Genomic DNA, 24,983 nt, shown 5'->3' with positions numbered 1-24,983 from the left:
CCAGCGCAGCATGGACTTTTCGATGAGGATGCCGAAGGCGCCCACCAGAAGCGGAGCGGCGAAGAGCATGATCCAGTAGTTCACGCCGAAGTAGTTCAGTCCCATCCAGGCCAGGAAGGCGCCCATCATGTAGAGGGCGCCATGGGCGAAGTTGATGACGTTGAGCAGGCCGAAGATGACGGCCAGGCCGAGCGAGAGCATGGCGTAGAACGAGCCGTTGACCAGCCCGAGCAGCAGCTGGCTCAGCATCGCTTGCAAGGGTATGCCGAAGATTTCCATAGCAACTTAACCAGGTGATGCCGCAAACAGCGCGGCATGATGTAGCAAGATCGAATCGAAGCCCCGTGCAATCCGGAGGGACCGCACGAGGCATTCCGATTCAGCTTATTTCCAGAGTGCGCACTTCGACTCGGCCTTGGTTGCGTAAGCCTGATCGCCGGGGATGGTCTGGACCACCTTGTAGTAATCCCATGGGTACTTGGACTCGGACTTCTTCTTCACTTCCATCAGGTACATGTCGTGCACCATGCGGCCGTCCGGGCGGATCACGCCGCCCTTGGCGAAGACGTCGTTGATCTTCGTGCTCTTCAGCGTCGACATGATCTTGTCGGCGTCGTCGGTGCCGGTGGCTTTCACGGCGCTCAGGTACTGCACGGTGACCGAGTAATCCGCGGCATGCAACATGGTTGGCATGCGCTTGATTTTTTCAAAGAAACGCTTCGACCACTTGCGGGTGTCGTCATTCAGGTCCCAGTACCAGCCGTCGGTCAGGTACATGCCTTGCGTCAGGTCGAGGCCGAGTGAGTGGATGTCGGTCAGGAACATCAGCAGGCCAGCCAGTTTCATTGACTTGGAGATGCCGAACTCGTTAGCCGCCTTGATCGAATTGATGGTGTCGCCACCGGCGTTGGCCAGGCCAAGGATCTGCGCCTTCGACGACTGTGCCTGCAGCAGGAAGGAGGAGAAGTCCGATGCCGACAGCGGGTGCTTGACGCTGCCCACCACCTTGCCGCCGCTGGACTTGACCACGTCCGCGGTATCTTTTTCAAGCGACGCGCCGAACGCATAGTCGGCAGTCAGGAAGTACCAGTCCTTGCCGCCCTGTTTGACGATCGCGCCGCCAGTGCCGCGTGCCAGTGCGACAGTGTCGTAGGCGTAGTGCACGGTGTAGGGTGTGCACTCTTCATTCGTCAGACGGGATGTCGCAGCGCCGACGGAGAAAAACACTTTCTTCTTTTCGGCTGCGACTTTTGCCATTGCCAGATTGGCGCCGGAGTTCGTGCCGCCGATGAGCATGTCGAGGCCTTCGCGGTCGAACCATTCGCGCGCCTTGCTGGCGGCGATATCGGCCTTGTTCTGGTGATCGGCGACGACGAATTCAACTTTTTTGCCGTTGATGGCGCCACCGAGGTCGGCGATCGCCATCTTGACCGCTTCAGCACCTGCAGGACCGTCGACGTCAGCATAGACGCCCGACATATCGGTGATCAGGCCGATCTTGATCACGTCTCCGGAAATTTGTGCGGATGCAGGGGCTGCGATGCCTGCGGCGAATGCTGCACCCAATGCGGCTGCCATAATCTTGGACTGAAATTTCATGTCTTCTCCTGATTGTTGAGTGGATTTACTTCAGTGTGCTGCTTGTGTTCCGTGTCGCGTGTCTCGCCAGATATTGCTTTTTCAAACGCCCAGTAGCTCGTTCAGCACGGGCATTTTGGATTCCAGCTCGGACGATGCGAATGATTCGACGATCTGACCGTGCTCCATCACATAAAACCGGTCCGCCAGCGGCGCGGCAAACCGGAAATTCTGTTCCACCATCACGATGGTGTAACCCTTCGCCTTCAGGTTCGTGATCATGCGCGCCAGCGCCTGCACGATCACCGGCGCCAGTCCTTCCGAGATTTCGTCGAGCAACAGCAGGCGCGCCCCGGTGCGCAGGATGCGCGCCACCGCCAGCATCTGCTGCTCGCCGCCGGACAGCCGCGTGCCCTGGCTGGAGCGGCGCTCCTTCAGGTTCGGGAACATCTCGTAGATCTCGTCGATCGACATGCCTTTTTCATTCTTTGATACCGTCGGCGGCAGCAGCAGGTTTTCTTCCGCCGACAGCGACGAAAAGATGCCGCGCTCTTCCGGGCAGTAGCCGACGCCAAGGTGGGCGATATGGTGCGTGGCCATGCCGATGGATTCGGAACCGCCGATCTTGATCGATCCCTTGCGGGTGCCGGTCAGGCCCATGATGGCGCGCAGCGTCGTGGTGCGACCGGCGCCGTTGCGGCCCAGCAGCGTCACCACCTCGCCCTGTTTCACCGACAGATTGACGTCATGCAGGATGTGCGATTCGCCATACCAGGCTTTCAGATTCTTGATTTCAAGTGCAGCGGCCGCCATCAATGTGCTCCTTCCAGCGCGCCGGTGGTGGTGCCCATGTAGGCTTCCATCACCTGCGGATTGTTCGATACTTCCTGATAGGTACCTTCGGCGAGCAGCGCACCGCGCTGCAGCACCGAGATCTTGTCGCAGATGCCCGAGACCACGCTCATGTTGTGCTCCACCATCAAAATGGTGCGGCCGGCGGATACTTTCTTGATCAGCTCGGTGACGCGATGCACGTCTTCATGGCCCATGCCTTGCGTCGGCTCGTCGAGCAGCATCAGTTCCGGTTCCATTGCCAGCGTAGTGGCGATTTCCAGCGCACGCTTGCGGCCATACGGAAGATCCACGGTGACCGTATCCGCGAAGCTTTCCAGGTCCACTTCGCGCAGCAATTGCATTGCCCGGTCATTCAGGCGAGACAAGGTCCTTTCGCTTTTCCAGAAATGGAAGCTGGTGCCGAGTGCGCGCTGCAGGCCGATGCGCACGTTCTCCAGCACGGTCAGGTGCGGGAAGACGGCGGATATCTGAAACGAGCGGATGACGCCGCGGTGAGCAATCTGCTCCGGCTTGAGTGCGGTAATGTCATTGCCGTTGTAAATGATCCTGCCTTCGGTCGGGATCAGGAATTTCGTAAGCAGGTTAAAGAACGTCGTTTTGCCCGCGCCATTCGGCCCGATCAAGGCATGGATCGACCCGCGCTTGACCTTGAAATTGACGTCGTTCACCGCGATGAAACCCTTGAAGCCCTTCGTCAGGTTCCGCGTTTCCAGTATGACTTCGCTTGCCATCGTATTTCTCCACTATTGCTGCCGGGTTGCCATTGTTGATCCGGCTTATTGAGCAACCCGATCTGAAACTTCCGTGCAGCTCCGCTCAGGCGGACGGTATGGCCGCCCGCCTGTTCGTTGCTTACTCCGGAATCGTTGCGGTGTTATTGCTGAACGTGATTTGATTGCCTGCTGCCGGCGTCGCCTGGATCGGCGGAACGTTGGCCGCAGTAATCGCAGGCGCAGCACCGGCGGCACCACCCCGCGGCACAGTACGAACCACCTGGCTTGGCGGGAGCGCCGCGCCATTCTTCAGATGGGCGTACATCATGTTCATCGCCTGGATGTGATAACGGTGGATGGGGATCAACCGACTGTCATAACCAGGGAAGCCGAGGAACGCATCGAAGTGATTCGCATTGGTGATCTCGATATAGGACAACTTGCTTGCAGCACCTTCGACCGCCTTGTTGGCTGCGAAGTAGGCACGCGAATTGTGATTCACCGGGATCAGCGCGTCATTGCGGCCATGCACGATGATGGCCGGTTTGGCGCGCAGGTTGGCGTTATGCAGCACTTCCGCCATGCCGGCACGTACCCGTTGCGAATTGGCCAGCGCGGCACCTGTCAATGGCGCGCCGGTCGTGATATCGGTACCGGTCGCCAGATTGCGCAGGCAGACTGCGCCATCGATGTTGTAGTCGGCAAGGGATGTGGACGGCGAGACCGAGAATGCATCCCCGATCGGACCGCCGACGGCGTTGTTGTTCACCACGCCCAGGCCGCCGCTCGGCGTACCGTTGGCGTTTGCGAAGAATTGCGCTTCCTGTGCCGGCGTCAATGTCGTCAATGCACCTGTCGTCGCGACGACTGGCGCAAAGCTGTAGCCGCAGATGTTGTCCCTGACGCTGAACTTGCCGTACATGTTGGCGTAGAAAGGCGCGAGGATGGCGTATGTGCCGTAGTGCGACGCATGCAGCAGGTCGCTGTCCGACTCGAAGCCGGCTTCACGCAGTTTCTGCAACGATTCTTCCGCCTGTGCCGCCACGGTGGTTGCCGTCAGCAGATTCTTCGCACGCAACGATGCGCATCGATTGGTCGCCAGCGTGGTATTCACGGCAACCAGAAGCGGCGATGCGGCCAGCGATGGAGAAAGCACTGCGCATGGCTGGTACAGGTTGGCGATGGTGATGGTGTCGTACAGCCCGAGGCCAGCACGGCTGACGGGGGTGTTGCCACGCCGGACGCTGACATTGGATGCGAGCGCTATCGGCGTTACCGGCTCCGATACGGCTACGCCATCGATCAAGCCCTTGGTGTCCTGCTCGGCCGCAAGGATGGCAGCACCGCCGCCGTTGGATGCGCTCGATGCGATGACCAGGGTATTGGCCGGCTTGATGGTATTGAGGCGTGTCGTGCCGTCCTTTGCGAGGTCGCCGAATTTGTCATTCAGCGCATAAAACGCGAATTCAACGGCTTGCAGAGTGTACTTGCCCCAATCCTTCTCGGAGTTCTGCTGGGAATGCGCCTGCTTGATCGCATAACGATTCGGCGTCGCCGCATTGAAGGCGGCCAGTTCGGCTGAGGTCAGATTGGCGGTGAAGTTCGAATTCCTGCCCGCCGTTGCCGCATCGGCACGCGCGCCGTTCATCAGATTGACGGTATTGCTCTGCAGGTTATGGAAGCCGATGCCGCTACCCTTGTCGCTGTAGGCAACCGCGCATTTCTGCTTCAGCCCCCAATCGCCCGCCGTGCCGATCGCGCCGTACATGCCACGGGATCCGGACGATGTCGCGGTAACGATACATGGATTCGCCTTATCGAATCCTGCGGGGATTTGCACCATCAAGGTGACGTTGACCTGCCCTGTGCCGTCATCGGCATAAGCGATGTATTCATCGCCGGCGATCCTGCCTTCGCCCAGCGTGGGGTTCCCCGCGTTGTCGACATTCGGACCATAGAGCGTGCCGTAGCCGCCGTTGACGCTCGGGTCGATCAGCGCGCGGTAATTGCTGTAGATGGTGTTGCGACGCAATTCCGCGGCCGTGGGCCGGGTTGCATCCGCATAAGTCGGCACAGCGCCTTGTAGGCCTGTCCTGCCCAAGCCTGCCGTCAGCAGATCGTCGCTGACGCCATCGTACGCGGTCTTCTGGACCGTTCCGAGAAAGCTTGGTTTGGTATTGATATCTTCCGGCGCATCCGAACTTCCGCCACAACCGGCAAGTATGCCGGCGGCGACGATCGACGTTAAGCCGAGTTTGTTGTGTAAAGCCATGTGTCTCGCTCCTTAGGGTTATCCGGCCACCATTGGCCAGGAAAACATTGGTCTTCTGTGGAACTGCTACTTACACGTCTACGATGTTTGCTTCCTGATTCGATTACTGGTTTTTCCGCCAACTGCTACAGCGTCATTCCTCCACATACTTCGATCACGGCGCCGTTGATGTAGCTGGCTTCATCCGATGCCAGGAAGGCGAACGTATTGGCGATCTCTTCGGGTTTGCCGAGTCGGCCGAGCGGCACGCGCTCCTCCAGCGCACGGATCACCTTTTCCGGCATCGCTTTGAGAATGGAGGTTTCGATGAACCCGGGGCATACCGCATTGACGCGGATGCCATGCTTGCCGAGTTCACGGGCCCAGGTCTTGGCCATGCCGATCACACCGAATTTGCTGGCTGCATAATTGGTCTGGCCGAAGTTGCCGTAGATACCGACGATCGACGACGCGTTGAGGACTACGCCGGTCTTGCGCTCCATCATGGCCTCGACAACCGCCTTGGTGCAGTTGTAGGTTCCCTTGAGGTTGACATCGATGACTCGATCGAACTGCTCGTCGGTCATCTTCTTGAGTTGGGCGTCGGCGACGATGCCGGCATTGTTGACCAGAACATCGATCTGACCATAGGAGCTGAGCGCGCCATTGATCATGGCTTCGATGCTTTCCGCCTTGGTGACATCTACGGTAAAGCCGATCGCCACTCCGCCTTGCAGCCGGATCTCGGCGACGGTATCCGCCACTGCATCGTCAAGATCGCAGACGACGACCTTGGCGCCTTCCTTGGCGAACTTCAGCGCAGTCGCCTTGCCGATTCCTCGACTTGCGCCGGTAATGAGCGCCACCTTATTTGCAAGCCGCACTCTGCCTCCTAAATGTAGTTTTAGGCTAGGGCCGACCGTGCTTTGCTGGTGGGTAAGCATGATGGACCGTTGCCGATAACCACTATTGGCAATTGCCGTGCCACCATTGCTAAGTTGTTGAAATTAAAGGAGTATTTCAGGAGAAGACTGAAATAAGGCTGAAAGACATAGAGATATAAGCCGCCAATATGTCTGATATTCAGACATGATCTACGGGACTTTGATCTATGTCATTGAAAAATAAGGAATAAATGAAGTGTCTAATTAACAGACACGTGTCCATTAATTAGACAGCAGGTTGAATTCGGTGATTTTTTGATAAAGCGTTGCACGTGATATGCCGAGCATTTTCGCCGCCGACGCCTTATTTCCGCCTGTGCTTTCGAGCGCGGACTTGATTAGTTTCCGCTCCACCTCTGCCACTGCTTCCGCCAGCGGCCGCACGGTGCATGCCTGTTTCGTCGTATCGGCGCTTTCCGGCGGCGTTGCGCCTTCCGTGACAATGGGCAGGAAAGCGGCAAAATTTTCCGCCTTGAGACTAAGGTTATCCGTGAGCATGCCTGCTTGTTCAAGCGCATTCCTCAATTCACGGACGTTACCCGGCCAGCTATATGCCGCCAGCGCGGCGCGTGCGCAGGGTGCGAGTTCGCGCTGCGGCATGCCGGTGCGCTTGGCGATCTGTTCAAGCAGGTGTTCGCACAGCGCATCGAGATCGGCACGCCGCTCCCTCAAGGGAGGCAAGGCGATCGGCAGCACATTGAGGCGGTAATACAAGTCCGAGCGGAACTTACCGTCCGCTACCAACTGCTTTAGATCGTGGCTGGTGGCAGCAATGACGCGCACATCGACCTTGATGATCTTGTTGGACCCCAGCGGCTCGATTTCCTGTTCCTGCAGTACCCGCAGCAGCTTGGCCTGCACCTGGAGGGGCATGTCGCCGACTTCATCGAGGAACAGCGTACCGCCGTCGGCGACCTTGAATTTTCCGTCCCGTCCCTTACGGTCGGCGCCTGTGTAAGCACCTGGCGAAACACCGAAAAACTCTGCTTCCAGCAGGGTCTCGGGGACCGCAGCGATATTGATGCCGACGAACGGCTTGCCGGCCCTTCCGGACGCCGCATGAATCCCGTGGGCAAGCAATTCCTTGCCGCTGCCTGTTTCGCCGAGCAGCAACACCGTCGTGTCGAGTTGAGCGGCCCGCCGTGCCCGGTGTTTCAGTTCGAGCGAAACGGGACTGACACCGACGAAACTGGAGATCGAATATTTCGTATGCCGCAGCTGCGCGAGTTCCTTCTGGGTATTGGCCAGCGCCCATTGAAGCTCCGCGAACTTCGATACCAAGGGCTTCAGACGCTGCAGACGATCGTACAGCGCAAATCCCAAGGCCCCGATAACCTTGCCGGCGTCGTCCTTCAGGGGGATTCGCATTACCACCAACGGCTGCTCCCGGATCATCATGATATCGAGCAGGATCGGCTTGCCGGTCTGGATGATCTCCCGCATGCGGCTGTTGGGAATGACTTCCTCGACCGGCTTGCCGAGCGCATCCTCTGGTGCTTTCAGTCCTAGAAAAGCGGCGTATTTATCATTGATCCAGGCAACCTGTCCCTGATCATCGACCGCCAATGTTCCCTCGCAGGAATCGTCGAACAAGTCCAGCAAGGACTGCATGCCGACGCGCAGGATGCTGTCAACGTCCCAGGAGGGACTTACGGATGATTTCATACTCGTTCCATTCGGATTGCAGCAGAAAACATATGCTGCTTATTGTCATCCCGGGTCTCCACCGGGATCGATGTGACATCACCACACCGAGTGCGTTGATTATAGATGCGACCGGGAAAGCATGGACCAATATCTGCGTTACCGGACGGCTTCCTGTGGATCATCAAACTATTGGGCGCGAATCATAAATAGCCGGGGAATTTTTTGGCGCTTCATGCTTCTTATCGATGAAATTGCATAAAGCAAGTAACTGCAGCCGCCGCATTCTATCCATGATGTATGCCAAAGCAGTCGACCCGACGTCGTCTATTCTGACGATGTTTGCCGATTAATAGCGTAGTGCATTCATATCGGCAAGCATTCGCTTGGACGGGCAACGATTTATCTCACAAGTACGACACACTCCGAAGAGGGCAATATGAACGACCATTTTGTTCAGCGCCACGATGAACAAGGTGCACTCGTCAAAGCAGCACCCGATTCGAATAGAACGGCATTCGCCATCGACACAGTTCGCAGAAACGGCCCTATCTGTATGCCCGCCCATGCGGACGCGCACCACCTTCATTTGCCAGTCCGCATACTCCGCCCGGACGCAGGTAGTGTGCCTCAGCCGACTCCACACCCTGAAGCCGGTCCCTTTACCCGCGGCTTTACCGCCAGTGGAGCGTGGAGCCAATCCGGTGCTGGTGATGTCGGCGGCAATAGCCTGGCATCAGCCAACGGTACACTGCCAACGCCAGAGGACGAGAATGCTTCAACAGGCGAAAACTCCTTACCCTCCGCCTTGCCGGGCGGACAGCGCAGAATCCTGATCGTGGATGACAACGTGGACGCAGCGGAATCGCTTGGCGAGCTGCTCAAGGTATGCGGACATGACATTCACATCGCTCATGATGGTGCGAGTGCGATCTCCGAAGCATTGAGATTTCGCCCGGAAGCCGTCATCCTTGATATCGGCCTGCCGGCGATGAACGGCTATGAAGTAGCGCAGCGTCTGCGGCTCGACGTCGGGCTCAATACATCACTGCTCGTCGCCCTGACCGGCTATGCGGAGGAAAGCGACCGTATCAGCGCGGAAAAAGCCGGCTTTGATCATTACTTTGCCAAGCCGCTCGACATCAATAAGCTTGTGACCGTTCTCGACAATCTGAAGTAAGGCATAACAACGCACCACAACAAAAAAGCCGCAATAATGCGGCTTTTTTGTTGGTTGCTACCAGAAGGACCTGGGTGAAGCGCATGCGGATCGCGTCACCGCTTCAGCAGGCTGAGAATCTCATTCAATTCCTGGCGGATCGCGATGGTATCCATTTCCAGCGGCGGCAATCCCACAGTAAGGTCCGTTGTGCCCTCTTCCGGTGTCAGGCGGCTATCGAGCTTGTTGCGTGCGCCGCTTATCGTGAATCCCTGTTCGTATAACAGCTCCCGAATGCGCCGAATGAGCAATACTTCATGATGCTGGTAATAGCGCCGGTTGCCACGGCGTTTGACCGGCTTGAGTTGCGTGAATTCCTGCTCCCAATAACGCAGCACGTGTGGCTTGACGCCACATAATTCGCTGACCTCACCAATTGTGAAATAGCGCTTGGCCGGTATCGGCGGCAAGGCGGCAAGTTCAGGCTTGCTGGAGCGATCGTTCATGGAATAGGTCAGGCGAGCTGCGCTACCTTGTCACTGCCAACCACCTCGACCATGCTCTTGAGCTTCTGACTGGCATGGAAAGTGACCACGCGACGTGCGGTAATGGGGATTTCCTCGCCGGTTTTCGGATTGCGGCCCGGGCGCTGCGGCTTGTCGCGCAATTGAAAATTACCGAAACCGGACAGCTTGACCGACTCACCGCGTTCAAGGGCATTGCGGATTTCATCGAAAAACGTCTCGACCATATCCTTTGCTTCCCGCTTGTTCAAACCCACTTGCTCAAAAAGCAATTCAGCCAGCTCCGCTTTGGTCAATGTCGGCAAATCTTTGGCAGCCTGAGAGCGGGCCTGTGCTTCGAGCACCGCGCGGTTCAGGTCGGCCGCCAAGATAGATTGAAGTTCGGCTGAGTTCACGTCATTCATTGTAATTGTCCCTGCCCCCGGCTTGTTTTCAAATGCATGAGCACATTAAGTACGCTGTTTCGCACCATGTTTCTCGACGACGGACGCCACGAACGCGGCCATTGCTGCGTTTACTTTGTCGTCCTGCAGGGTGGTTTGAGTATCTTGCAACGTGAATCGGAAAGCAAGACTTTTCTCGTCGTTTTCCAACCCTTTTCCACGATATTCATCAAATAAAACAACGGCTTGCATAATATCACACGCCGGATTTGCCTTCCGTTGGGAAATGAATGTGTCGATCAAGTCCTGGGCAGAAACCGACTGTTTTACAACAAGCGCCTGATCCCTCACGACCGCCGGAAACTTCGAAATTTCCTGATACATCGGAACACTTCGATCTTGTAATGCGAGCATGTCGATTTCAAACAGCACTGGAGCGAGGGGCAGGTCATACTTCTGCTGCCAGCGCGGATGGAGCTCGCCGATAACACCGATGGTAGCTCCGTCCAGCACGACTTCGGCCGAGCGGCCCGGATGCATGGCAGGATGATCGACCCTGACGAAACGAGGCGTCCGCGGTGCCAGCAACGCCTCCAGATCTGCCTTGATATCGAAGTAATCGACGTTGCGCGTCGGAAGCCCCCATTGCTCTTCAGCCAGCGGGCCATAAGCGATCGCGGCAACGCGCTTGGGCTGATCGTAGCCGGCGACCGACAGTGGTCCATCCTGTGTCTGGCTGTTGCGCAGATACACGGCGCCGATTTCAAACAGGCGTATCCGGCCGAGTTTGCGATTGAGGTTATACCGGACATTGGCGACCAGGCTGCCAATCAAGGTGGATCGCATCACGCTCAACTGGCTGGCGATCGGGTTCAGCAGCCGGATCGGTTCGCGATTGCCTGCAAAATCCGCCTCCCAAGCCTCTTCGACAAAACTGAAATTGATCGCTTCCTGATAATCGAGGGCCGCAATTTGGCGGCGCAACGCGAAGGCCGGACGCTGGCTTTCGGCTGGAATGCGCATCGTGTTGGGCGCGACCGGCGGCAGCGCCGGGATATTTTCGAAACCGTAGACGCGCGCGATCTCCTCGATAAGATCCTCTTCGATCTCAATATCGAACCGGTAGGACGGCGGGGTAACGGTGAAGAGGCCGGGCTCGCTGGTGTAATTTAGTCCCAGGCGAGTAAAGATATTCGCGATCTGCTCATCGGTAAGCGGCACGCCAATAACTTTTACCGCGCGGGCGGTTCGTACGCTAACCGGCTTGCGCTGCGGCAGATTCACGACATGATCATCGACCGGGCCGACCTGGGTTTCCTTGCTGCCACATATTTCCACAATCAAGGCAGTAATGCGTTCGATATGTTCGACAGTCGTCGCGTAATCCACGCCGCGCTCGAAGCGGTGCGCCGCATCGGTGGAAAAATTATAGCGGCGCGCCCTGCCCTGAATCGATTGCGGCCACCAGAACGCAGCCTCGAGATAAATATTCTGCGTTTCGAGGGAAACAGCTGTCGAATCGCCGCCCATGATGCCTGCCAGCGACTCAATCTCGCGCTCGTCGGCGATCACACCAACCCACTCGTCGACGTCGACCGTATTGCCGTTCAACAGCTTGAGGCTCTCACCCTTTTTTCCCCAGCGCACATCAAGGCCGCCGTGAATCTTGTCCAGATCGAATACGTGAGTTGGACGTCCCAGTTCCAGCATCACGTAATTTGAAATATCCACCAGCGCGGAGATCGGACGCTGGCCACTGCGTTCCAGGCGGCGCTTCATCCAATCCGGCGTCGCCGCCTTCGCATTCAAGCCACGGATGACGCGTCCGGAAAATCGGCCGCATAAATCAGGTGCCGACACCTTGACGGGCAGCTTTTCCTGGGTAGTGACGGGTATTGGTTGAAATCCGGGGAGCTTGAGCGCGGTACCGGTCAGCGCGGATACTTCCCGTGCCACGCCGAGCACCGACAGGCAGTCAGCCTTGTTGGGCGTCAGCTTGATGGTGAACTTCAGATCGTTGAGCTGATAGTAATCGCGAAAATTTTGACCAACCGGCGCATCGCCGGGCAATTCCAGCAATCCGCCATGATCCTCGGACAGCTTCAATTCGCGGGCCGAACACAGCATGCCCTGCGACTCCACGCCGCGCAACTGACCGACCTTGATCTCGAACGGCTTGCCGTCATCACCGGGAGGGAGCTTCGCTCCGGCCATTGCGCACGGGACCTTCATCCCGGCGCGGACGTTCGGTGCGCCGCAAACAATATTCAACAGCGTGCCAGTTCCGGCATCCACCTGGCACACATTCAGGCGATCGGCATTCGGATGCTTCGCTACTTCCACCACTTTGCCAACCACCACGTTCGAAAACGGCGGCGCCACCGGCTCGACCTCCTCCACTTCCAGTCCTGACATGGTCAGCAGATGCGACAGTTCATCGGACGTCATTTTCGGATCAGCCAGAGTGCGAAGCCAGTTCTCGGAGAATTGCATAGTGAAACCTTCAGATTCAGACAGGGTTCCTCCCTGTACAGGGAGGCAAATGGAATGTTTAAACGAATTGCTTCAGGAAGCGAAGATCGCCTTCATAGAACAGGCGCAAATCGTTGATGCCATAGCGCAGCATCGTCAGGCGCTCAAGCCCGGAGCCGAAAGCGAAACCGATATATTGCTCCGGATCGAGCCCCATGTTACGCACCACGGTCGGGTGGACCTGTCCGGCACCGGAAACTTCAAGCCAGCGTCCTTTCAATGGCCCACTGCCGAAAGCAATGTCGATCTCGGCTGATGGCTCGGTAAAAGGAAAGTAGGAAGGACGAAAACGTACTTGTAAATCATCCGTCTCGAAGAACGCCTTGACGAAATTGAGGTAAACGCCTTTGAGGTCGGCGAAACTGATATCGTCCGCAATCCACAGCCCTTCCACCTGATGGAACATCGGTGAATGCGTGGCATCGCTGTCGACACGGTACGTACGCCCCGGCGCGATCACCTTGATGGGCGGCTTGTTCATCCGCGCGTAGCGCACCTGCATCGGACTGGTATGGGTGCGCAACAGCAGTTGCTTACCTTGGCTGTCCTTGCCTTCGACGTAAAAGGTATCCTGCATCGATCGCGCAGGATGGTTTTCGGGACTGTTTAATGCAGTGAAATTGGTCCAGTCAGTTTCAATCTCCGGACCATCAGCGACATCGAAGCCGATGGAACCGAAAATCTGTTCGACGCGCTCCCAGGAACGCATTACCGGATGGATTCCGCCCATGCCACGGCCACGGCCGGGCAGCGTAATGTCGATCGCTTCCGCATTCAGGCGAGCCTGCATCTGCGCATCGGCGAGCTCGTCGCGACGCGCGTTCAGCGCCGCTTCGATCTGCTCCTTGGCGACATTGATGATGGAGCCCTGCGCCTTGCGTTCGTCGGGCGAGAGCTTGCCAAGGCCTTTCATCTGCTCGGTAATCTGTCCAGTCTTGCCAAGATATTTCGCTTTCGCGTTTTCCAGCGATGCCGCATCGGCAGCCGCAGCAAAATCAGTTCTTGCCTGAATGACGAGTTGTTCTAGGGAGTTCATGCAGTCGATGAGAAGCCGAAAATAAAACGGGGCATAGGTCAAGACCTTTGCCCCGCCGGGTGTGCGCCACCACAAAAGGTGGCACGCATGCGATCAGACCTTAAGCGGCGATGTTGGCCTTCACCTGATTGACAATCGCGGCGAATGCCGGCTTGTCCATCACAGCCATATCGGCAAGCACCTTGCGGTCGAGTTCGATATTGGCCTTCTTCAAGCCATTCATGAACACGCTGTAGGTGACGCCATGCTCGCGCGATGCAGCATTGATACGCGTGATCCACAGTGCGCGGAATACGCGCTTCTTGTTACGACGATCGCGGTATGCATACTGACCGGCGCGCATGACCGCCTGCTTAGCAATACGGTAAACCGTACTGCGGCGACCACGATAGCCTTTTGCTTGATCCAGAACTTTTTTATGACGGGCCCGCGCTGTGACCCCACGTTTGACTCTAGGCATATGAACTCCTTATATCGTGTGAGGTTAAGCGAACGGCATCATCGCGCGGACGGATACCATGTTTGTATCATGGACATCTACCGAGCCACGCAGCTGGCGTTTGGTTTTGGTGGTTTTCTTGGTCAGGATGTGACGCTTGAAGGCTTGACCGCGCTTGACGGTACCGCCCGGACGTACGCGAAAGCGCTTCTTGGCGCTGCTCTTCGTCTTCATTTTAGGCATAACAATATCTGTCCTAAGGACAGCTCCAGTTTTAACATGATTGCAGGTGGCAACACTTCGTTGCACTTGGATGCCTGCTCTCACTTGTTGTGCAGTCGAAATCGAGTTCGCTGCATATCGCACCACCTGTCCGAAAACAAGCAGCGCAAATCATGAATTCTTTTGTGACGATTCTTATTTTTTCTTCTTGGGGGCGATCACCATCACCATCTGACGGCCCTCCATCTTGGGAAATTGCTCGACCTGTCCGTACACGTCCAAGTCTCCCCTCAAGCGTTCGAGCATGCGCATACCGATGTCCTGGTGCGCCATTTCACGGCCACGAAACCGCAAGGTGATTTTTGTCTTGTCACCCTCGTCCAGAAATTTGATCAGGTTGCGCAGTTTGATGTTGTAATCGCCTTCATCGGTACCAGGACGGAACTTGACTTCCTTGACCTGTATCACCTTCTGCTTCAGCTTGGCTTCGTGAGCTTTTTTCTGTTCCTGGTACTTGAACTTGCCATAATCCATCAGGCGGCAGACCGGTGGCTGCGCGGTTGGCGCAATCTCCACCAGATCGACGTTCTTTTCCTCGGCCAAGCGGAACGCTTCGGCCAGGCTTACGATGCCGATAGGCTCGTTGTCCACACCGGACAGGCGTACTTCGGGCGCAGTGATTTCACCGTTGATGCGATGCGACTTGTCAGTAGCTATTGCAGTTTCCTTTTAAAGTCAAATAACTAAGCCGTGCTCTAGCGCTTCGGGTTTCCCCTTTAGGCTTTGGTTTCCACCTCGTTATTCAGGCGTTCCACCAATGCGTCGAATGGCATGACACCCAGATCGACGTTGCCCCGCGCACGCACGGCCACTGTGTTTGCATCCCGTTCTTTGTCGCCGATAACGACGATGTAAGGCAGTTTTTGAACCGAATGCTCGCGTATTTTATAGGTTATTTTCTCGTTACGCAAATCGAGATGGACTCTAAACCCTTGTTTTTTCAGGTTTTGTGCCACTTTTTGCGCATATTCGGCCTGCGCTTCGGAAATGTTCAAAATTGCAATCTGAACCGGTGCTAACCAGAGCGGCAAGGCGCCGGCATGATTTTCAATCAGGATTCCAACGAAACGCTCCATGGAACCGACAATCGCACGGTGCAGCATTACCGGTACTTTCCGGCTGTTGTCGTCAGCGACATACTCCGCACCCAGACGTCCGGGCATGGAGAAATCCACTTGCATGGTACCGACTTGCCAAGGCCGCCCAAGCGAATCTTTCAGATGGTATTCGATCTTCGGACCATAGAAAGCCCCTTCACCTGGCAACTCCTCCCAGGAAACGTCACATACCCGAAGCGCCGCGCGCAGCGTATCTTCAGCTTCATCCCAGGTCTCGTCCGATCCGATACGATTCTCCGGGCGAAGGGCGATCTTGATCGAGATTTCAGAGAAGCCAAAATCCTTGTAGACCTTCATCGCCTGCTGATGAAAGGCTTTTACCTCCTCCTGAATCTGTTGCTCGGTACAGAAAATATGCCCGTCGTCTTGGGTGAAGCCTCTCACCCGCATGATGCCGTGCAGCGCGCCTGACGGCTCGTTGCGATGACATTGACCAAACTCGCCATACCTCAACGGAAGGTCGCGATAACTGCGCATGCCGGAATTGTAAATTTGAACGTGTCCCGGGCAATTCATCGGCTTTAACGCGTAATTGCGGTTTTCCGATTCGGTCACGAACATGTTTTCGCGATAGTTTTCCCAATGCCCGGTTTTTTCCCACAAGGTACGATCGAGAATCTGCGGTGCCTTGACCTCCTGATAGCCGCTCTCGCGATAGACCTGCCGCATGTATTGCTCAACCTGTTGCCAGATCGTCCATCCTTTCGGATGCCAGAAAACCAGGCCGGGCGCCTCATCTTGGAAATGAAACAGGTCGAGCGACTTGCCCAATTTCCTGTGATCACGTTTTTCGGCTTCTTCCAGCATGTGCAAGTACGCTTCCTGATCCTCCTTCTTCGCCCAAGCGGTACCGTAGATACGCTGCAGCATTTCATTCTTCGAATCGCCTCGCCAATAAGCGCCAGCAAGCTTCATCAGCTTGAATACCTTCAACTTCCCGGTCGAAGGCACATGCGGTCCCCGGCACAAATCGGTAAAACCACCCTCCGAATACAGGGAGACATCTTCACCCTGAGGTATGGAGGAAATGATTTCAGCCTTATAGGCTTCGCCGATTGACTTGAAATAGGACACCGCCTCATCACGAGGCAATACCTTTCGTGTTACCGGCTCATCTTTTTTCGCCAGTTCCAGCATTTTCTTTTCAATGGCTTGCAGGTCTTCCGGAGTGAATGGCCGTTTGTACGAGAAATCGTAATAGAAACCATTTTCAATCACCGGCCCGATGGTTACCTGCGCATCCGGAAACAGCTCCTTCACCGCATAGGCAAGCAGGTGAGCAGTCGAGTGCCTGATTACATCCAGTCCATCCGGATCCTTATCGGTGACAATGGCGAGATCGGCATCATGATCGATCAGATAAGAGGTATCGACCAGCTTGCCGTCGACTTTGCCGGCCAAGGCGGCTTTTGCAAGACCTGTGCCGATGCTGGCAGCGACCTGACTCACTGTAACCGGTGCGTCGAATTGACGTTGCGAACCATCTGGAAGTCGGACTGAAACCATTTTGCACTCCATACCGATACACAAGTTGTACCGGACGCTAGAAAAATTATCAAAAAACGCGGACGAAAAAAAACGCGGACTAGCCGCGCTTTTTCAATTTGTACCAGCGAAAAAGATCCCGACTAGCGTCGCTCACAAACCTTAACGGTTGTAGTTCGCGGTGTCATAACCGGGATTGCCTTTCTCACTCTTACAAATGTGGTACTGATTTCGTTGGTAGGCTCGATTGGACTCGAACCAACGACCCCTACCATGTCAAGGTAGTGCTCTAACCAGCTGAGCTACGAGCCTAAAGAAGCGAAATTATAGCGGCAAATTAATTAATCCGCTAGTGCTTCTTGCCAATCCATGAACGCAACCAGCCAAGTCCTTCCGAAGTTCCGTTTTTCGGTCGATATTCGCAACCGATCCAGCCGTCGTATTTCAATTGATCGATCTGTTGGAACAAATAAGGATAGTGCAACTCGCCGGTATCAGGCTCATGCCGGCCCGGGACGCCGGCGATCTGCATATGTCCGATTCGTGCGATGTTGCGTCGCAACTTTGTTGCGACATCGCCTTCCATGATTTGGCAATGATACATATCGAACTGTACTTGCAAATTCTTGGCTCCTACCTCTTCGCAGATCTCATGTGCTTCGCCTTGATAGTTCAGGAAGTATCCCGGCATATCCCGCGTGTTTATCGGCTCAATCAATATAGTAATTCCGTGAGCAGCCGCCTGCGCTGCGGCATAAGACAAATTTCGCACGTAAACCTCGCGGTGACGTGCGCGATCCTGCCCCGGCGCGAGCAGGCCCGCCATGACGTGAAGCCGCTGGTTCCCAAGCACTTGAGCATAGTCGAGCGCACTATCGATACTGCGCTTGAACTCTTCTTCCCGCCCAGGAACGGAAGCCATTCCACGTTCTCCGGCATTCCAATCACCTGGCGGACAATTGAACAAAACTAGGCCGAGACCTGCATCGGTTAATCTTGATTTAATTTCATCCTTGACGTAACCATAAGGAAAGAGAAACTCGGCGGCATCGAAGCCGTCTGCGGCCGCAGCGGCGAAGCGATCTAGAAAATCAACCTCTTGGTACATCATGGATAGATTGGCGGCAAACTTTGGCATGGGATGTCCGGGAAGAGAAGTAAATGATCCGCCTGCAACGTTTCGTGGGCTGCCGGTTCAAAGCAAGCATTACCAAAATTACTGAGTACAGTCCGAAGCGCACTATTTCGGCATGGTAGCAAAACAGGAATTAACACATGTCGATAACAATGAATGCGCTTTCCATATCGATCTCATGCACATGAAGTCACGGCCAGCCTCCTCTACCCATTTGCATGCACACCATGCGGGAGACGCATCCCATGGCCACTCAGTGGAAGGCCGCGATCCCCGCGTTCTCGGCTGGTCGCTGATGCTGACCATGGGATTTGCACTCGTTGAAGTCACAGCCGGATTCTGGGCCAATTCCCTCGCCCTTATCTCCGACGCCGGCCATATGGCAACAGACTCGATCGCACTCGGCCTGGCGCTTCTCGCGCAAATCATTGCAAAGCGTCCACCCTCTGCCACCAAGTCTTTCGGCTTTGGACGCGCCGAGGCGCTCGCGGCGTTTATCAACGGACTTGCCATGCTCGCCGTGGTGGCCTGGATAAGCATCGAAGCCGCGAAGCGTTTCTTGAATCCTTCGAATGTCCAAGGCGAGGCAGTATTAATGGTGGCATCGATCGGCCTTGCAATCAACCTGGTCGTCGCATGGTTGCTGTCCCATGACAAGGAAAGCGTGAATACCAAAGCTGCGCTCATACACGTGATGGGCGACCTGCTTGGCTCGCTTGCCGCGCTGATCGCTGGTGCCGTAATTTATTTTACCGGCTGGATGCCGATCGATCCGTTGCTGTCGATATTGGTTTGCCTCTTGATCCTGCGATCGACATTCCATGTATTGCGGCAGTCTTACCACTTTTTAATGGAAGGCGTGCCTGCGCATATCGATTATCTGCAGGTAGGTGCCGACCTCGCTGCGATCAATGGAGTACTGTCGGTTCACGATCTGCATGTCTGGGAAATGACGCCGGGCCAGCCGGCACTGATCGGCCATGTTGAAATACGTGAATTGCAGGAATGGCCTGCGGTGCTGCACGATATCAAAACCATGCTTCTCGAGAAGCATGGAATCGACCATATCACCGTGCAGGCCGAAATTTCTGCGACCGAGAAGAGACAATAACTATTGTCGCTTCACTTCCATGACACCGGTGACGTCCCTGATTATTGCCAGAGCTTTTTGCAACTGCGCGGTGGAGCCGATCTCGGCAGTAAAAGCCATGCGCGCCTGTCCTTTCGCACTTTGCGTGCTGACACCGATAACGTTAATTTTCTCACGCGAAAAGATTTCGGTGATATCCCGCAGCAAGCCCTGACGATCGCTTGCAAGAATAAAGATATCCACCGGATACACGGTTTCACGCCCGGGCTCACCCCAGGTAGTGTGAATAACACGTTCAATGGCCTTGGTGCGCATCTGCGCAAGATTCTTGCAGTTCGCGCGATGTATCGAAACGCCTTTACCTCGCGTAATGAAACCGACGATGTCGTCCGGCGGCGCCGGCTTGCAGCATCGCGCAAGCTGGGTCAGCAAGCCGTCCGTTCCAACGACCAGCACACCGGATTTCGCGCCCTGGGTAACGCTCGACGCCTTGCTTTTGTTAGGGATGACTTCGTCGTCCGCCAACGCGCTCTTGGCCATGTGCTTGGCCGCGTCGTCAGCATGCAGCGCTTGCTCGATATGCCTGAGGCTGAACTCATCCTTGCCCACTGACAGGAATAAATCATCGACCTTGGCAAAACCCAATTTGTGCGCAAGCTCTTCGTGATTGACCGCGGTCTTGCCTTCCCGCTGCAAGGTCTTCTCAACCAGCGCGCGTCCGTGCGCCAGTGTTTCCTGCTGCTCGATTGCATTGAACCATGCGCGCACCTTGGCACGAGTACGCGGACTGGCTACATAACCTGCACTCAGCCAGTCCCTCGATGGACCGACTGCATGCGCCGAACCGCCTCTTGCCGAGATGATTTCGACGGTCTGTCCATTCTTGAGCGGCGTATTGAGCGGCACCAACACGCCGTCGACCCGCGCCCCGCGGCACCGATGCCCGAGGTCGGTATGCAGGTGATACGCAAAATCGATAGGCGTCGCGCCATTCGGCAATTCGATCACCCGCGCTTGTGGCGTCAATACATAAATGCGATCGTCGAGCGCGGCGGATTTGAGCTTCTCCACCCATTCACGCTGCATATCTTCCTGCCCGACCACCGCATCCGCAACTTCGGACTTCCATGCAAGAAGCTGACGCAACCAGGCAATTTTTTCATCGTACTTCTGGGCCGAAAAATTCGAGCCGCCGGATTCCTTATAGCGCCAATGCGCAGCAACACCGTACTCCGCAAAACGGTGCATCTCCTGGGTCCGGATCTGCACTTCCAATGCTCGTCCATCCTCCGCGACCACGACGGTATGCAACGATCGATAGCCATTTTGCTTCGGCCGGGCGATGTAATCGTCGAATTCCTGGGGAATCGGCGCCCAGATGTTGTGCACCAATCCAAGAACCGTGTAGCAGGTCTTGATGTCATCGACAATCACGCGGAATGCACGAACGTCGTACAACTCGGAAAAGTCGAGCGACTTTCCGCGCATCTTGCTCCAGATGCTGTAGATATGCTTAGGCCTGCCGAACACTTCCGCCTTGATGCCGGCCGCCGCGAGTTCGGACCGCAGGCGCGCAATCGCCGCCTCGACGAATCCCTCCCGCTCGATCCGCTTTTCCTCCAGCATCTTGGCGATACGCTTGTAAGTTACCGGTTCGAGGAAGCGAAAAGCAAGATCTTCGAGTTCCCACTTGAGTTGCCAGATACCCAGCCGGTTAGCCAGCGGCGCATATAGGTCGAGCGTCTCGCGTGCGTAATCGTGCGTCTTTTGATTTTCCTGTTTCATATCCGCAAAATAGCGGAGCGTTGTGACGCGGGAGGCAAGCCTGACCAGGACGACGCGCATATCGGAAGCCATCGCCAGAAGCATTTTGCGAAGCGTCTCCAATTGCACGCCAGCCTGTTGCGAGGAGTTCTTGCCTCGGGCGCTCTCCTGGTGACCAAAAGTCTGCTCGTGCAGTCGCATCAGCTGCCGGATGCCCGTCAGCAAATCAACTATCTCCTTGCCGAAAATCGGCTCCAGCCCCTCTGCGGCTTTCGGGTCGATGACCGGCAATTCAAACAGCAGTCCTGCGATACGGGTATCCACATCGGCATTCAGTTGTCCGAGCACGGCAGCGACGCTCTGGGAAAATAGGAAAGCGTCCTGCCCGGTAATTACCGGCTTGCCAGCGTAGATGGGTTTCACGAAGTCAAGCGCTGCCATTACCCGGGCGCCGTCCTCGGCACTCAGTCCGGAAACGAGCTGCACCTGGGTTTCGCTTTGCGCTGCCGCGAGAGATACCATCTGCCTGTACGGTTTAAAGCGCCGCAGTTACTACGATCTCCACCAGCCATTCGGGCTTGGCAAGTTGCGCCTGCACCGTCGCTCGCGGAGGCGCATGCCCATCGGCCACCCATTCGTCCCATGCTGCATTCATCTCGGCAAAGTCCTTGAGATCGGCCAGGTAAATCTGGCACATCAATATGCGACTCTTGTCGCTTCCCGCCTCAGCCAGAAGGCGATCCACATGCCCAAGCACCTCACGGGTCTGCCCTGCGATGTTTTGCGTCGTATCCTCCGCAATCTGGCCGGCAAGGTACACGGTACCGTTATGCACCGCCATTTCGGAAAGTCGTTTTCCGACATGAAAACGTTTGATATCCATGATGTTCCGGTAAATGTTGATTTATCTAATCGGCGAGCAAAAACTTCCTGGCTATCGCGATCTGATCCGCGTGCATGAACGTCGGAGCATGCCCGACGCCTTCGATCTCGACCAATTCCGCTTTCGGCCCGCGTTCGCTCATCAAGCGTGCCACTTCCGGAGTGACCAGGTCCGATTCGGCGCCACGAACCAGCAATGTGGGGCAGCGAATCGCATCGTATGCGGCCCACAACATTGCTTCGCCTATTTTCGCGCTCTCCGGTGTGGCTGACTTGAACGGCACCGACAAGCGCAAGTCATAATGGCGAATCCATTTCCCGTCCTTATCCTGTCGCAGCACGTCGGCTGCGAGTTTGCGCCATTCCGAGTCACTGTGGGGACCAAAGGGCGTGGATATATCGCGGATATATTGTGCAGCCTCCTCGAAGGTGTCGAAACGCACATCCTGCCCCAGATAGTCACCGATGCGCGTCAGCGCGGCAGGATTCAATGTAGGGCCGATATCGTTCAGAATCAATTTCCGCACCGGGCTGTCCGTGAGTGATGAAAGACCCATGCCGATCAGTCCGCCCATCGAGGTGCCAAACCAGTGCACGGTGTCCGCGTTCAGGCGCGCCAACAGGGTCACCATGTCACTCACATACTGCGGCAACTGGTAGTGTTGCGGATCTTTCAGCCAACCGGAGCGGCCGCGGCCAACAACGTCAGGGCATACCACTCGATAATCGCCGCACATTTCCCGCGCCAGATTGTCGAAATCATCTGAGATGCGGGTAACGCCATGTACACATACCAGGACTTTGGGGTTCTGTGGATCGCCCCACTCCTTGTATGCCATGGTATGCAGACCGGCCGGAGACAGGCACTGGACGCTTTCCAAGCGGAATTCGGTCATTTTTATCTAAAGTCAAGTTTCGGTTCTCGCATTTTACTGGTCGTTGCGCTTAAAATCCTATTAAGTTTATTGCCATCCATTTTCATTTTCAGAGGACATCATGCAGGGCTCCATGCTTAAAGGTAAAACGGCACTTGTTACCGGCTCCACATCGGGCATCGGCCTGGGTATCGCCACAACCTTCGCCGAACGTGGCGCAAACATTGTTTTGAATGGATTCGGCGATCCCGATGAAATTGAAAAGGTGCAAGCCGAACTCAGGAGCAAGTACGGCGTGGAGACTGCCTATCATGGCGCGGACATGTCCAAGGCCAACGATATCGAGCAGATGATGCAGTTCGCCGCCGAGCGATTCGGGGCTGTCGACATCCTGGTCAACAACGCCGGCATTCAGCATGTTGCGAACATCGAAGATTTCCCGGTAGAGAAATGGGATGCGATTATCGCCATCAATCTAACGTCGGCATTTCACACCACGCGCCTCGCGCTTCCGGCAATGAAAGCACGAAACTGGGGCCGCATCATCAACATCGCTTCCGCGCACGGCCTGGTAGGGTCTGCACAAAAATCGGCATATGTCGCCGCCAAGCATGGGCTGGTCGGCCTAACAAAGGTTACCGCGCTGGAGACTGCCCAGACTGGCGTTACCTGCAATGCCATTTGCCCCGGCTGGGTGCTTACGCCGCTGGTGCAAAAACAGGTAGATGCACGCGCAACGCAAAACGGCTTGTCGAATGAGGAAGCGAAGAAGCAATTACTGGCGGAGAAACAGCCATCGGGAGAATTCGTAACGCCGGAGCAATTGGGGGAACTGGCAGCATTCCTGTCGAGCGACGCTGCAAGCCAGGTGCGTGGCGTGGCATGGAACATGGATGGCGGCTGGGTGGCGCAATAAGACGCACGCTCTCAACACGGAAATGAAAAACGGCGCATCAAGCGCCGTTTTTCATATTTCATATAGCGTCTGTGAAATCACCTATCGGGCCGATCCCACATCGATCTCCGCTCCGGTCTTCTCGATCACTTCTTCCTTGGTTACGCCGGGCGCAAGCTCAATCAGTTTCAAGCCTGTTGGTGTAACGTCGATGACGCCGAGATCGGTGATGATACGGTTAACCACGCCGACACCGGTGAGCGGCAAGTCGCAGTTCTTCAATATCTTGTGCGAAGTGGAACCGTCCTTTGCCTTGGCCACGTGCTCCATCAACACCACCACACGACCGACGCCAGCCACCAGGTCCATCGCGCCGCCCATGCCCTTGACCATTTTGCCCGGAATCATCCAGTTGGCAAGATCACCTTTCTCGCTGACCTGCATCGCGCCAAGGATGGCGATATTGATTTTTCCGCCGCGGATCATCGCAAAGGAATCCGCCGAGCTGAAGAAGGAAGAACCGCGCAAGGCTGTTACCGTCTGCTTGCCGGCATTGATCAGGTCGGGGTCCACTTCCTCTTCCGTCGGAAAGGGGCCGATGCCAAGCAACCCGTTCTCCGACTGCAGCCATACTTCGATATCGTTCGGCACATAATTGGCTACCAGGGTCGGCAAACCGATGCCCAGGTTCACATAAAAACCGTCTTGCAGTTCCTTCGCCGCACGCGCGGCCATTTCATCACGAGTCCATGCCATGGTTATTCTCCGCTTTACTTTGCACGCGTGGTGCGTTGTTCGATGCGCTTTTCCGGCGTCGCGTTAACCACGATGCGGTGAACGAAGATGCTGGGTGTATGTACATCGTCCGGGTCGATCTCGCCGATCTCCACCAGTTTCTCGACCTCGACCACGGTGATCTTTCCGGCCATTGCCACGTTCGGATTGAAGTTCCGGGCGGTTTTACGGAATACCAGGTTGCCCGCCTTATCCGCCATGTACGCTTTCACCAGGGACACATCGGCGACCAGCGAACGTTCCATCACATACTGATGTCCATCGAACTCGCGCACTTCTTTGCCCTCGGCAACGATGGTGCCGACGCCGGTTTTGGTAAAGAAGGCTGGAATGCCCGCACCGCCGGCGCGAAGCTTCTCGGCCAATGTGCCCTGCGGCGTGAATTCAAGCTCGAGCTCACCCGCCAGGTACTGGCGCTCGAACTCCTTGTTTTCGCCGACATAGGAAGCGATCATTTTCTTGATCTGCCGGGTTGCCAGCAATTGACCGAGGCCGAAACCGTCGACGCCGGCATTATTCGAAATAGCGGTCAGATTCTTTGCGCCGGAGTCGCGCAAGGCGGCAATCAGCGCCTCGGGAATGCCGCAGAGGCCGAAACCGCCTA

At 56.1% G+C, this 24,983-nt stretch carries 24 protein-coding genes and 1 tRNA gene; 3 read left to right on the top strand and 22 right to left on the bottom strand.

Annotated features, from left to right (window positions below; translation table 11 throughout):
- From VGU61_RS00810 to VGU61_RS00780, 7 genes are all read right to left on the bottom strand, one after another.
- A partial coding sequence (locus VGU61_RS00810) for an ABC transporter permease subunit (protein WP_414691572.1) occupies window positions 1–279 on the bottom strand: 279 nt, incomplete at its 3' end.
- Between the two features lie 105 nt (window positions 280–384).
- The gene (locus VGU61_RS00805; protein WP_414691573.1) at window positions 385–1,578 is read right to left on the bottom strand and encodes an ABC transporter substrate-binding protein; all 1,194 of its coding nucleotides are present in this window, start codon (window positions 1,576–1,578) and stop codon (window positions 385–387) included.
- Between the two features lie 102 nt (window positions 1,579–1,680).
- A complete protein-coding gene (locus VGU61_RS00800) occupies window positions 1,681–2,391 on the bottom strand; it encodes an ABC transporter ATP-binding protein (RefSeq protein ID WP_326857194.1) in 711 nt (236 codons plus the stop codon).
- The gene (locus VGU61_RS00795) at window positions 2,391–3,164 is read right to left on the bottom strand and encodes an ABC transporter ATP-binding protein (protein ID WP_326857192.1); all 774 of its coding nucleotides are present in this window, start codon (window positions 3,162–3,164) and stop codon (window positions 2,391–2,393) included. The genes VGU61_RS00800 and VGU61_RS00795 overlap by 1 nt, the downstream gene beginning before the upstream one ends.
- A gap of 121 nt (window positions 3,165–3,285) precedes the next feature.
- Entirely contained in the window at window positions 3,286–5,418 is a 2,133-nt protein-coding gene (locus tag VGU61_RS00790) for a 3-hydroxybutyrate oligomer hydrolase family protein (protein WP_326857190.1), read from the bottom strand.
- Between the two features lie 125 nt (window positions 5,419–5,543).
- Window positions 5,544–6,281, bottom strand: coding sequence for a 3-oxoacyl-[acyl-carrier-protein] reductase (fabG, locus tag VGU61_RS00785; RefSeq protein WP_326857188.1), 738 nt, complete (start codon window positions 6,279–6,281; stop codon window positions 5,544–5,546).
- A gap of 282 nt (window positions 6,282–6,563) precedes the next feature.
- Complete coding sequence (locus VGU61_RS00780; RefSeq protein WP_326857187.1) at window positions 6,564–8,006, bottom strand: sigma-54 interaction domain-containing protein; 1,443 nt, start codon at window positions 8,004–8,006, stop codon at window positions 6,564–6,566.
- A gap of 418 nt (window positions 8,007–8,424) precedes the next feature.
- Between VGU61_RS00780 and VGU61_RS00775 the strand changes: the two genes are divergently transcribed.
- Window positions 8,425–9,165 carry a response regulator gene (locus VGU61_RS00775; RefSeq protein WP_326857185.1) on the top strand — a complete coding sequence of 247 codons (741 nt, stop codon included), beginning with the start codon at window positions 8,425–8,427 and terminating at the stop codon, window positions 9,163–9,165.
- 95 nt (window positions 9,166–9,260) lie between these two features.
- Here VGU61_RS00775 and VGU61_RS00770 read toward each other — a convergent pair whose 3' ends face one another.
- The 10 genes from VGU61_RS00770 to otnI all read right to left on the bottom strand — a co-directional run bounded on the left by VGU61_RS00770 (window position 9,261) and on the right by otnI (window position 18,081).
- Window positions 9,261–9,650: a MerR family transcriptional regulator gene (locus VGU61_RS00770; RefSeq protein ID WP_326857184.1), complete on the bottom strand. Its 390-nt coding sequence runs from the start codon at window positions 9,648–9,650 to the stop codon at window positions 9,261–9,263.
- A gap of 8 nt (window positions 9,651–9,658) precedes the next feature.
- Window positions 9,659–10,072: an integration host factor subunit alpha gene (locus tag VGU61_RS00765; protein ID WP_326857183.1), complete on the bottom strand. Its 414-nt coding sequence runs from the start codon at window positions 10,070–10,072 to the stop codon at window positions 9,659–9,661.
- 45 nt (window positions 10,073–10,117) lie between these two features.
- On the bottom strand, window positions 10,118–12,544 hold the full coding sequence (pheT, locus tag VGU61_RS00760) for a phenylalanine--tRNA ligase subunit beta (protein ID WP_326857182.1): 2,427 nt from the start codon (window positions 12,542–12,544) through the stop codon (window positions 10,118–10,120).
- 58 nt (window positions 12,545–12,602) lie between these two features.
- Complete coding sequence (pheS, locus tag VGU61_RS00755; RefSeq protein WP_326857181.1) at window positions 12,603–13,619, bottom strand: phenylalanine--tRNA ligase subunit alpha; 1,017 nt, start codon at window positions 13,617–13,619, stop codon at window positions 12,603–12,605.
- Between the two features lie 100 nt (window positions 13,620–13,719).
- The gene (gene rplT, locus VGU61_RS00750) at window positions 13,720–14,079 is read right to left on the bottom strand and encodes a 50S ribosomal protein L20 (protein WP_057291604.1); all 360 of its coding nucleotides are present in this window, start codon (window positions 14,077–14,079) and stop codon (window positions 13,720–13,722) included.
- 24 nt (window positions 14,080–14,103) lie between these two features.
- Window positions 14,104–14,301: a 50S ribosomal protein L35 gene (gene rpmI, locus VGU61_RS00745; RefSeq protein ID WP_326857180.1), complete on the bottom strand. Its 198-nt coding sequence runs from the start codon at window positions 14,299–14,301 to the stop codon at window positions 14,104–14,106.
- Between the two features lie 174 nt (window positions 14,302–14,475).
- Complete coding sequence (infC, locus tag VGU61_RS00740; protein ID WP_326857197.1) at window positions 14,476–14,997, bottom strand: translation initiation factor IF-3; 522 nt, start codon at window positions 14,995–14,997, stop codon at window positions 14,476–14,478.
- Between the two features lie 59 nt (window positions 14,998–15,056).
- The gene (gene thrS, locus VGU61_RS00735) at window positions 15,057–16,964 is read right to left on the bottom strand and encodes a threonine--tRNA ligase (RefSeq protein ID WP_326857179.1); all 1,908 of its coding nucleotides are present in this window, start codon (window positions 16,962–16,964) and stop codon (window positions 15,057–15,059) included.
- 214 nt (window positions 16,965–17,178) lie between these two features.
- Window positions 17,179–17,255, bottom strand: a tRNA-Val gene (locus VGU61_RS00730).
- A 37-nt stretch (window positions 17,256–17,292) separates the two neighbouring features.
- Window positions 17,293–18,081, bottom strand: a complete 789-nt coding sequence (gene otnI, locus VGU61_RS00725; protein ID WP_326857178.1) for a 2-oxo-tetronate isomerase — start codon at window positions 18,079–18,081, stop codon at window positions 17,293–17,295.
- A gap of 181 nt (window positions 18,082–18,262) precedes the next feature.
- Between otnI and VGU61_RS00720 the strand changes: the two genes are divergently transcribed.
- Entirely contained in the window at window positions 18,263–19,189 is a 927-nt protein-coding gene (locus VGU61_RS00720) for a cation diffusion facilitator family transporter (protein WP_326857177.1), read from the top strand.
- Here the strand turns inward: VGU61_RS00720 and VGU61_RS00715 are convergent, their stop codons facing one another.
- The 3 genes from VGU61_RS00715 to VGU61_RS00705 are packed head-to-tail and all read right to left on the bottom strand — an operon-like array spanning window position 19,190 to window position 22,710.
- On the bottom strand, window positions 19,190–21,454 hold the full coding sequence (locus tag VGU61_RS00715; RefSeq protein ID WP_326857176.1) for a bifunctional (p)ppGpp synthetase/guanosine-3',5'-bis(diphosphate) 3'-pyrophosphohydrolase: 2,265 nt from the start codon (window positions 21,452–21,454) through the stop codon (window positions 19,190–19,192).
- A 13-nt stretch (window positions 21,455–21,467) separates the two neighbouring features.
- Complete coding sequence (locus VGU61_RS00710; RefSeq protein ID WP_326857175.1) at window positions 21,468–21,815, bottom strand: RidA family protein; 348 nt, start codon at window positions 21,813–21,815, stop codon at window positions 21,468–21,470.
- Between the two features lie 25 nt (window positions 21,816–21,840).
- Window positions 21,841–22,710, bottom strand: coding sequence for an alpha/beta hydrolase (locus VGU61_RS00705; RefSeq protein WP_326857174.1), 870 nt, complete (start codon window positions 22,708–22,710; stop codon window positions 21,841–21,843).
- Between the two features lie 112 nt (window positions 22,711–22,822).
- Here VGU61_RS00705 and VGU61_RS00700 point away from each other — a divergent pair, with 112 nt between their 5' ends.
- A complete protein-coding gene (locus tag VGU61_RS00700) occupies window positions 22,823–23,605 on the top strand; it encodes a 3-hydroxybutyrate dehydrogenase (RefSeq protein ID WP_326857196.1) in 783 nt (260 codons plus the stop codon).
- An 81-nt stretch (window positions 23,606–23,686) separates the two neighbouring features.
- On the opposite strand, the gene VGU61_RS00695 is transcribed toward VGU61_RS00700, so the two are convergent.
- Window positions 23,687–24,340 carry a 3-oxoacid CoA-transferase subunit B gene (locus VGU61_RS00695; RefSeq protein WP_326857173.1) on the bottom strand — a complete coding sequence of 218 codons (654 nt, stop codon included), beginning with the start codon at window positions 24,338–24,340 and terminating at the stop codon, window positions 23,687–23,689.
- A gap of 14 nt (window positions 24,341–24,354) precedes the next feature.
- A partial coding sequence (locus tag VGU61_RS00690; protein ID WP_326857172.1) for a CoA transferase subunit A occupies window positions 24,355–24,983 on the bottom strand: 629 nt, incomplete at its 5' end.

Source organism: Noviherbaspirillum sp. (assembly GCF_035944575.1).
Lineage (GTDB): Bacteria > Pseudomonadota > Gammaproteobacteria > Burkholderiales > Burkholderiaceae_D > Noviherbaspirillum.
This window is presented reverse-complemented; position numbering and strand designations above follow the sequence as displayed.

Coding starts and splice junctions, on each gene's coding strand:
- VGU61_RS00795 (WP_326857192.1), bottom strand. CDS start 3,164: ATGGCAAGCGAAGTCATACTGGAAACGCGGAACCTGACGAAGGGCTTC.
- VGU61_RS00695 (WP_326857173.1), bottom strand. CDS start 24,340: ATGGCATGGACTCGTGATGAAATGGCCGCGCGTGCGGCGAAGGAACTG.
- VGU61_RS00790 (WP_326857190.1), bottom strand. CDS start 5,418: ATGGCTTTACACAACAAACTCGGCTTAACGTCGATCGTCGCCGCCGGC.
- rplT (WP_057291604.1), bottom strand. CDS start 14,079: ATGCCTAGAGTCAAACGTGGGGTCACAGCGCGGGCCCGTCATAAAAAA.
- VGU61_RS00780 (WP_326857187.1), bottom strand. CDS start 8,006: ATGAAATCATCCGTAAGTCCCTCCTGGGACGTTGACAGCATCCTGCGC.
- thrS (WP_326857179.1), bottom strand. CDS start 16,964: ATGGTTTCAGTCCGACTTCCAGATGGTTCGCAACGTCAATTCGACGCA.
- otnI (WP_326857178.1), bottom strand. CDS start 18,081: ATGCCAAAGTTTGCCGCCAATCTATCCATGATGTACCAAGAGGTTGAT.
- VGU61_RS00715 (WP_326857176.1), bottom strand. CDS start 21,454: ATGGTATCTCTCGCGGCAGCGCAAAGCGAAACCCAGGTGCAGCTCGTT.
- rpmI (WP_326857180.1), bottom strand. CDS start 14,301: ATGCCTAAAATGAAGACGAAGAGCAGCGCCAAGAAGCGCTTTCGCGTA.
- VGU61_RS00805 (WP_414691573.1), bottom strand. CDS start 1,578: ATGGCAGCCGCATTGGGTGCAGCATTCGCCGCAGGCATCGCAGCCCCT.
- VGU61_RS00700 (WP_326857196.1), top strand. CDS start 22,823: ATGCTTAAAGGTAAAACGGCACTTGTTACCGGCTCCACATCGGGCATC.
- VGU61_RS00800 (WP_326857194.1), bottom strand. CDS start 2,391: ATGGCGGCCGCTGCACTTGAAATCAAGAATCTGAAAGCCTGGTATGGC.
- pheT (WP_326857182.1), bottom strand. CDS start 12,544: ATGCAATTCTCCGAGAACTGGCTTCGCACTCTGGCTGATCCGAAAATG.
- VGU61_RS00720 (WP_326857177.1), top strand. CDS start 18,263: ATGAAGTCACGGCCAGCCTCCTCTACCCATTTGCATGCACACCATGCG.
- pheS (WP_326857181.1), bottom strand. CDS start 13,619: ATGAACTCCCTAGAACAACTCGTCATTCAGGCAAGAACTGATTTTGCT.
- VGU61_RS00710 (WP_326857175.1), bottom strand. CDS start 21,815: ATGGATATCAAACGTTTTCATGTCGGAAAACGACTTTCCGAAATGGCG.
- VGU61_RS00775 (WP_326857185.1), top strand. CDS start 8,425: ATGAACGACCATTTTGTTCAGCGCCACGATGAACAAGGTGCACTCGTC.
- VGU61_RS00770 (WP_326857184.1), bottom strand. CDS start 9,650: ATGAACGATCGCTCCAGCAAGCCTGAACTTGCCGCCTTGCCGCCGATA.
- VGU61_RS00765 (WP_326857183.1), bottom strand. CDS start 10,072: ATGAATGACGTGAACTCAGCCGAACTTCAATCTATCTTGGCGGCCGAC.
- VGU61_RS00705 (WP_326857174.1), bottom strand. CDS start 22,710: ATGACCGAATTCCGCTTGGAAAGCGTCCAGTGCCTGTCTCCGGCCGGT.